A 7,434-nucleotide genomic window follows, 5' to 3' on the forward strand; every position below is an offset into this window, starting at 1 on the left:
GGTCGTCTTCGGTGCTCACCCGTACTCCTCTTCGTCGGCCGCCGTGCGGTCGTGGGCCGCGGCGGCCGAGGCCTCCGCGACGCTGCCGCCGGTCCAGCGCACGTGGAGCTCGGCGAGCGCCTCGAGCTGCTCGAACTGCACCGTCGACTCGCGGTACAGCTCCAGCAGCGCGAGGAACCGCGCGACGATCTCCACGGTGTACTCGCAGTCCTCCACGAGCTCCTTGAACGTGGCCTGCCCCACCTCCGCGAGCTTCAGCCGCAGCAGCGCCGCGTGCTCGCGCACGGACACGTGGCCCATGTGCAGGTGCGCGAGCGACACCGTCGGCGGCGGCTTCGGTTTGAAGACCGTGACGGCGATGTCCGCGAACTTCGGCGGCGTCACGCCGAGCATCACCTCGGGCAGCAGCCCGACATAACGCTCCTCCAGCGCCACCGAGCGCGGGTAGCGCCGCAGCGCGCCTTGCTCCAGCTCGCCGAACAGCGCCGCCACCTGCTTGTACGCGCGGTACTGCAGCACGCGCGCGAAGAGCAGGTCGCGGGCCTCCAGGAGCGCGAGGTCGTCCTCGTTCTCCACTTCCGCCGAGGGCAGCAGCCGCGCGGCCTTGAGGTCCAGCAGGGTCGCGGCGATGACCAGGAACTCCGTGGTCTCGTCGAGGTTCCAGTCGGACCCGAGTGCGCGCGTGTAGGCGATGAAGTCGTCGGTGACCGTGTGCAGCGCGACCTCGGTGACGTCGAGCTGGTGCTGCGAGATCAGCTGCAGCAGCAGGTCGAACGGCCCCTCGAAGTTCTTCAGGCGCACCTTGAACTTCGAGGTGCTGAGCTCCTCGGCGTAGCCCTCCGGGATCGTCCCGCCGTGCACGGTCTCGTGCTCGACGGGCTTCTCCTCCTGGCCCGGCGTTTCCTCCGCCGTCGCAGTTTCGCCCTGGCCCGCCGTCTCGTCCTGGCTCGGAGTCTCGTCCGGGCTGGGGGTTTCCTGCTGGATCGGCGTCTCGGTACCCGGGGCCGCGGCGTCCGGCTCCGGCTGCTCGGCCGATGCCGGTTCGTCCATCAGCCCTCGGTTCCGCCTTCTTCTTCCATCGCCTGCAATCGCTGGACCAGCACCGAATCTTCGCCGCGCTGGTCGAAGTCCGCGATCAGCACGGCCACGGCCTCGCGCACCAGGCGGCCGCGGTCGACCACGAGGTTGTGCTTGGCCCGCAGGTTCAGCCGGGTCTGCTCCATCGCGAGCAGCTCGTCGCCCGCGACGTACACCGTGATCTTCGCGTCGTGCTTCGTGCGGCCGGAGCCGCTGCGCGCCGCGGCGCGGCTGAGCTGGTCGGCGTCCTCGCTCTTCCTCGGGAGCGGTTCGGCCGGTGCGGGCGCCGCCGGGCGGTCGAGTGCCGGGCTGACAGGGCTGGAGGTGAGGCGGAAGAGTTCCGACGCTCCGGGCAGGGAAGCGCGCCTGCTCACCGAGCGATCACCTCGCGAGCCAGCGCGCGATAGGCTGCCGCGCCGGCCGACTTGGGGGCCCAGGTCGTGATCGGCTCACCCGCGACTGTCGTCTCGGGGAACCGCACGGTGCGGTTGATCACCGTGTCGAACACGATGTCGCCGAATGCCTCCACCACGCGAGCCATGACCTCCTTCGAGTGCAGGGTTCTCGGGTCGTACATCGTGGCGAGAATCCCCGTGATGTCCAGTTTGGGGTTGAGGCGTTCCTGCACCTTCTCGATCGTGTCGATCAGGAGCGCGACGCCTCGCAGACTGAAGAACTCGCACTCCAGGGGGATGATCACACCGTCCGCAGCGGTCAATGCGTTCACCGTCAACAGGCCGAGCGAGGGCTGGCAGTCGACAAGAACATAGTCGTAGTCGTTCATGACCGGACGAAGGACCCGTAACAACGTGTGTTCGCGCCCTACCTCTGCGACGAGCTGGACCTCGGCCGCGGACAGGTCGATATTGCTCGGCAGCAGGTCAACGCCGTCGACGCGGGTTTTGCGGAGCACGTCCTCGATGCCGACGGAGCGCTCCATGATGACGTTGTAGACCGTCTGGTCCAGCTCGTGCGGCTGGATGCCGAGACCCACCGACAGGGCGCCCTGCGGATCGAAGTCCACGAGCAGCACGCGGCGCCCGCACTCGGCGAGCGCCGCACCCAGGTTGATGGTCGACGTGGTCTTGCCGACGCCGCCCTTCTGGTTGCACATCGCGAGCACCTTGGCCGGACCGTGGTGGTCGAGCGGCGCGGGTTCGGGGATCTCGCGCAGCGGCCGGCCCGTGGGACCGATGCCGCTCTCTTCGCGCTCCTTCGCGCGCAGCCGGGCTCTCTCGGCGCGGCTCAGGCGCGGGCCGTCGGACGGCTCGTCCCCGTCGTGGTTGGCGGGGGTGGCGATTCGCGCCTGGGAGAGGCTAGCCGCGGCCGAACCGGCGGACGCGGCCGGGCGCTCCGGCTGGTTCGGTGTCGACATGGCGGGAAAGCTCCTTGTTTCGGCGTCCCCGGCAGCCTATGCGCGGAGTCGGAGCCCCGGCAAAGCGCCGCGCCGGGCCGGGCGCGCGAAGTCACCACTGGTGGCTGATGCCCTGAGGCCGGTTCAGCCCAGCGCGCGCGGGTGCGCCGTGGCGTAGACCTCGCGCAGCGTGTTGACCGTGACGAGCGTGTAGACCTGCGTCGTCGTCACCGAGGCGTGGCCCAGCAGCTCCTGCACGACGCGCACGTCGGCACCGCCTTCGAGCAGGTGCGTGGCGAACGAGTGGCGCAGGGTGTGCGGCGAGACGTCGGCGGTGATCCCCGCGCGTTCGGCGGTGTCCTTGAGGACCTGCCACGCGCTCTGGCGGGACAGCCTGCTGCCGCGGGCGTTGAGGAACATCGCGGACGTGCCGCGCCCGTGCGCCGCGAGCACCGGGCGCGCCCGCACGAGGTACGCGTGCAGCGCCTCGACCGCGGGCCGGCCGATCGGGACGAGCCGCTGTTTGCCGCCCTTGCCGTCGAGCAGCACGGTGCGGTCGACGTCGTCGACGTCGTCCACGTCGAGCCCGACGGCTTCGGAGATCCGGGCGCCGGTGGAGTAGAGCATTTCGAGCAGCGCCCGGTCGCGCAGCGCGCGCTCGCCGTCGGGCGGCGGGGTCTCGAGCAACTTGAGGACATCGGTCACGGGCAGCGCCTTGGGCAGCCTCTTCGCCGCGGCAGGCGGGCGGACCTCGCGCGCGGGGTCGTGCTCGGTGATGCCGTCGGCGTGGGCGAACTTGTGCAGCCCGCGCACGGCGACCAGCGCCCGCGCGGCCGAGGACGCGGCGAGCGGCCGGTGCTCCTCGTCGCCTTCGCGCAGGGCCGCGCCGAACGACGTGACGTGCGCCGCCGTCACGTCCGGGAACCGCGTGACGTCCGCGGCGGCGAGGTGCGCGGCGTACCGCCGCAGGTCGCGGGCGTAGCTGTCGAGCGTGTTGCGGGCGGTGCCGCGCTCGACCACGAGGTGGTCCAGGTACGCGGCGATCACGTCGCCCACCGCCGTCCTGCCCGTGCCCGTCACGGGGTCACACTCTAGGCCGCCGGGCCGTCCGTGCCCGCCGACGCGCGGCGGGCACGGACGGGTAGATCAGCCTTCCGCTCGGCGCCGGGCGAAGCGGGTGGGCCGGTCCCGCCACGGCGCGTCGGCCGGGCGGGCCTTCGCCGCGCCGGTGACCACCGCGTGGGCGGCCAGCACACCCGAGACGGTCGCGCCGTTCACCACCTCACCCGAGAGCACCATGGCGACGGCTTCGGCGAGCGGGAACTTCTTCACCACGAGGTCGGCCTCCTCCTCGCCGAGCACCTCACGGTCCACTTCGGACAGGCCGCGGGCGAGGAACACCCGCACCACCTCGTCGGTGAACCCTGGCGAGGCGGCCACGTCCACCAGCGTCGACCACTCGTCCGCCGCCAGCCCGACCTCTTCCACGAGCTCGCGCTTCGCCGCGTCGACGGGGTTCTCCCCCGGCTTGTCGATCAGACCCGCCGGCAGCTCCCACAGCCGGCGCCCGAGCGGGTGCCGGTACTGGTGGACCATCGTCACCGCGGCATCGACACCGCTGCCGTCGAGCGTGAGGATCGCGACGGCACCGAGGTGCTCCACGACCTCGCGATTCGCCGTCCCGCCGCCGGGCATCACCACCTCGTCGACCCGCAGGCCGACGACGCGTCCGATGTGGACGACCCGGGTGCCGGCGACCGTGAACTCGTGCGTGCCGGGCTCGGTCACCGGGCCGCCACGGGCGCCTCGGCGAGCTCCACCGGCAGCCGCTCGGCGACCTTGCGGTCCACCACGGCCTTCACGAACGCACTGAAGAGCGGGTGCGGCCGCGTCGGGCGGCTCTTGAGCTCCGGGTGCGCCTGCGTGCCGACGAAGAACGGGTGCACGTCGGCCGGCAGCTCCACGAACTCGACCAGGTGGTCGTCGGGCGAGGTGCCGGAGAACACGAGCCCGGCGTCGGAGAGCTGCTTGCGGTAGGCGTTGTTGACCTCGTAGCGGTGACGGTGGCGCTCGGAGACCTCGGTGCTGCCGTACGCCTTCGCGACCTGCGAGCCCGGCTTGAGTTTCGCCGGGTACGCGCCCAGGCGCATCGTGCCGCCCATGTCCCGCTCGCCCGCGACCACGTCACGCTGGTCGGCCATCGTCGAGATCACCGCGTGCTCGGTGTCCTCGTCGAACTCCGCCGAGTTGGCGTCCGCGATGCCCGCCAGGTGCCGCGCGCCTTCGATGACCATGCACTGCAGGCCGAGGCACAGCCCGAGCAGCGGCACGCCGCGCGTGCGCGCGTACTCGATGGCGCCGACCTTGCCCTCGATGCCGCGGATGCCGAACCCACCGGGGATCAGCACGCCGTCCACATCGGACAGCACCGAAGCGGCGCCCGACGCGGTCTGCGCGTCGTCCGAGGCGACCCACACGATCTCGACCTTGGCGCGGTGGGCGAACCCGCCCGCGCGCAGGGCCTCGGTGACCGACAGGTACGCGTCGGGCAGGTCGATGTACTTGCCGACCACGGCGATCCGCACCGTCTCGCTCGGGTTGTGCACCCGGTTGAGCAGGTCGCCCCACACCGTCCAGTCGACATCGCGGAACGGCAGCCCCAGGCGGCGCACCACGTAGGCGTCGAGCGCCTCGCCGTGCAGCACCTTGGGGATGTCGTAGATCGAGCGCGCGTCCGGGCAGGCGATGACCGCCTCCGAGTCGACGTCGCACATCAGGCCGATCTTGCGCTTGAGGTCCTCGGGGATCTCCCGGTCGGCCCGGCAGACCAGCGCGTCGGGCTGGATGCCGATGTTGCGCAGCGCGGCAACGGAGTGCTGGGTCGGCTTGGTCTTGAGCTCACCCGACGGCGCGAGGTAGGGCACGAGCGACACGTGCAGGAAGAAGCAGTGATCCCGCCCGACGTCGTGACGCACCTGACGGCACGCCTCGAGGAACGGCAGAGACTCGATGTCGCCTACCGTGCCGCCGACCTCGGTGATGACCACGTCCGGGGTGTTCCCGTGCTCATCCGGACCGGCCGCGGCGGTGATGCGCGACTTGATCTCGTCCGTGATGTGCGGGATGACCTGCACCGTGTCGCCGAGGTACTCGCCGCGGCGTTCCTTGGCGATGACCTCCGAGTAGACCTGGCCGGTCGTGACGTTGGCCTTGCCGTCGAGGTCCCGGTCGAGGAACCGCTCGTAGTGCCCGATGTCGAGATCCGTCTCCGCACCATCGTCGGTGACGAACACCTCACCGTGCTGGAACGGGTTCATCGTCCCAGGGTCGACGTTGAGATAGGGGTCGAGCTTCTGCATCGTGACGCGAAGCCCGCGTGCGGTAAGGAGCTGGCCGAGGCTCGAGGCCGTCAATCCCTTACCCAGAGAGGAGGCGACGCCTCCGGTGACAAAGACAAACTTGGTAGCCCGCGACTGATGTCCCACGGGCCGCCAGCATATCGCACGCACGCCGATCCGCTCGTTCGCGCCCGTTCCCGGCGCGGCGGCGTTGACGGAGACCGCCACGCTAGGCTTCGTTGCGTGACGGATGCGCACAAGGACGACCACGCCGACCACTGGGCCGCACCGGTCGCGGCGGCGGCACCCGACGCGCGGGTGCGCGTCCCGGGCTCGAAGTCGATCACGAACCGCGCCTACGTGCTGGCTGCCCTCGCGGGCGCGCCGACGCGGGTGCGCGTGCCGCTCGACTCGCGCGACACGCGGCTCATGCTCGGCGCGCTGGCCTCGCTGGGCGCCCGGTCGGAGGAGACGGCCGACGGCTTCCTCGTCCACCCCCTCGGCGCAGGCGGCAGCAGCCACGGCGAGCCGGTCGAGGTCACGCTCGGCAACGCCGGCACCGTCGCCCGCTTCACGCCCGCGCTCGCCGCGCTCGGCGACTCCCCCGTGCTCTTCGACGGCGACGAGGCCATCCGCCGTCGCCCGATCGGCCCGCTGCTGGCCGCGCTGCGCCGCCTCGGGGTGCGCATCGACGACGACGGCCGCGGCGCCCCGCCCTTCACGGTCCACGGCGACGGCGGGGTCCGTGGTGGCACGGTCGACCTCGACTCGTCGGCCTCGAGCCAGTTCCTCTCCGCGCTGCTGCTGGCCGGCCCGTCCTTCGACCGCGGCGTGACCGTGCGCCTGGTCGGCGACGCGCCGCCGAGCGAGCCGCACATCGCGATGACGCTCGACATGCTGCACCGCTTCGGCGCCACCGTGGAGCGCGAAGGCGCGGAGTTCCACGTCGCGCCGGCGAAGCTGTCGTGCCCCGAGTACGTCGTGGAACCGGACCTGTCCACGGCCGCGCCGTTCGTGGCCGCCGCCGTGGCCGCGGGCGGCACCGTGCTCGTCGCGGGCTGGCCGAGCACCACGACCCAGCCCGGCGACTGGCTGCGCAGCTTCCTGCCGGCGCTCGGCGCGTCGGTCCGGCTCGAGGACGGCGGCCTCGCCGTCACCGGCGGCTCGCACATCCCGGGGGTCGAGCTCGACCTGCACGAGGTCGGCGAGCTGACCCCGGTGGTCGCCGCGCTGCTGTGCTTCGCCGACGGCCCGTCGGTGATCAGCGGCGTCGCGCACCTGCGTGGCCACGAGACCGACCGGATCACAGCACTGGCCACGGAGCTGTCGGCACTGGGCGGCGACGTGTCCGAAACGGACGACGGCCTGCGCATCACGCCGGCCCCGCTGCACGGCGGCGTCTTCCACACCTACGACGACCACCGCCTCGTCATGGCCGCGGCCGTGCTGGGCCTGCGCGTGCCCGGCATCCGCGTCGAAAACCCCGCCACGGTGGGGAAAACGTTCCCGGCGTTCGTCGAGACGTGGACCGGGATGCTCGGCTCGGGCCAGTAGCTTGTGTTGTTGGCCCCGGCTCCGCCGGGGCGTGCGAGATCGCCTTTGAGCCGGCTTCCGGATGGGGCGGTCGGATCGGCCGGGGGCCGATCGCACCGCCCCATCCGGAAG

The 7,434-nt window shown here is 71.8% G+C and carries 7 protein-coding genes; 1 reads left to right on the top strand and 6 read right to left on the bottom strand.

Translation table 11 applies throughout. The features are described from left to right. Positions 1 to 15: 15 nt before the first annotated feature. The 6 genes from AB0H62_RS18585 to AB0H62_RS18610 form a co-directional block, all read right to left on the bottom strand. Complete coding sequence (locus AB0H62_RS18585; protein WP_220241923.1) at positions 16 to 1,050, bottom strand: segregation/condensation protein A; 1,035 nt, start codon at positions 1,048 to 1,050, stop codon at positions 16 to 18. Continuing rightward, positions 1,050 to 1,451 (bottom strand): cobyrinic acid a,c-diamide synthase, encoded by a 402-nt coding sequence (locus tag AB0H62_RS18590; protein WP_220241924.1) that lies wholly within the window; start codon positions 1,449 to 1,451, stop codon positions 1,050 to 1,052. The genes AB0H62_RS18585 and AB0H62_RS18590 overlap by 1 nt, the downstream gene beginning before the upstream one ends. Next, positions 1,448 to 2,452 (bottom strand): AAA family ATPase, encoded by a 1,005-nt coding sequence (locus AB0H62_RS18595; RefSeq protein ID WP_220241925.1) that lies wholly within the window; start codon positions 2,450 to 2,452, stop codon positions 1,448 to 1,450. Before AB0H62_RS18595 ends, AB0H62_RS18590 begins: the two co-directional genes overlap by 4 nt. Positions 2,453 to 2,575: 123 nt before the next feature. Beyond that, positions 2,576 to 3,478 (bottom strand): site-specific tyrosine recombinase XerD, encoded by a 903-nt coding sequence (gene xerD, locus AB0H62_RS18600; RefSeq protein ID WP_360587093.1) that lies wholly within the window; start codon positions 3,476 to 3,478, stop codon positions 2,576 to 2,578. A gap of 99 nt (positions 3,479 to 3,577) precedes the next feature. Then, positions 3,578 to 4,219, bottom strand: a complete 642-nt coding sequence (locus tag AB0H62_RS18605; protein WP_360587075.1) for an NUDIX hydrolase — start codon at positions 4,217 to 4,219, stop codon at positions 3,578 to 3,580. Continuing rightward, positions 4,216 to 5,916 (bottom strand): CTP synthase, encoded by a 1,701-nt coding sequence (locus AB0H62_RS18610; protein ID WP_220241927.1) that lies wholly within the window; start codon positions 5,914 to 5,916, stop codon positions 4,216 to 4,218. Before AB0H62_RS18610 ends, AB0H62_RS18605 begins: the two co-directional genes overlap by 4 nt. A 96-nt stretch (positions 5,917 to 6,012) precedes the next feature. On the opposite strand from AB0H62_RS18610, the gene aroA reads away from it, so the two are divergent. Next, positions 6,013 to 7,323 carry a 3-phosphoshikimate 1-carboxyvinyltransferase gene (gene aroA, locus AB0H62_RS18615; RefSeq protein WP_360587078.1) on the top strand — a complete coding sequence of 437 codons (1,311 nt, stop codon included), beginning with the start codon at positions 6,013 to 6,015 and terminating at the stop codon, positions 7,321 to 7,323. Positions 7,324 to 7,434 lie beyond the last annotated feature (111 nt).

Source organism: Amycolatopsis sp. NPDC050768, assembly GCF_040654155.1.
GTDB lineage: Bacteria > Actinomycetota > Actinomycetes > Mycobacteriales > Pseudonocardiaceae > Amycolatopsis.

Excerpts from the sequence above, each read along its gene's own strand:
- AB0H62_RS18595 (WP_220241925.1), bottom strand. The coding sequence starts at position 2,452 with ATGTCGACACCGAACCAGCCGGAGCGCCCGGCCGCGTCCGCCGGTTCG.
- AB0H62_RS18585 (WP_220241923.1), bottom strand. The coding sequence starts at position 1,050 with ATGGACGAACCGGCATCGGCCGAGCAGCCGGAGCCGGACGCCGCGGCC.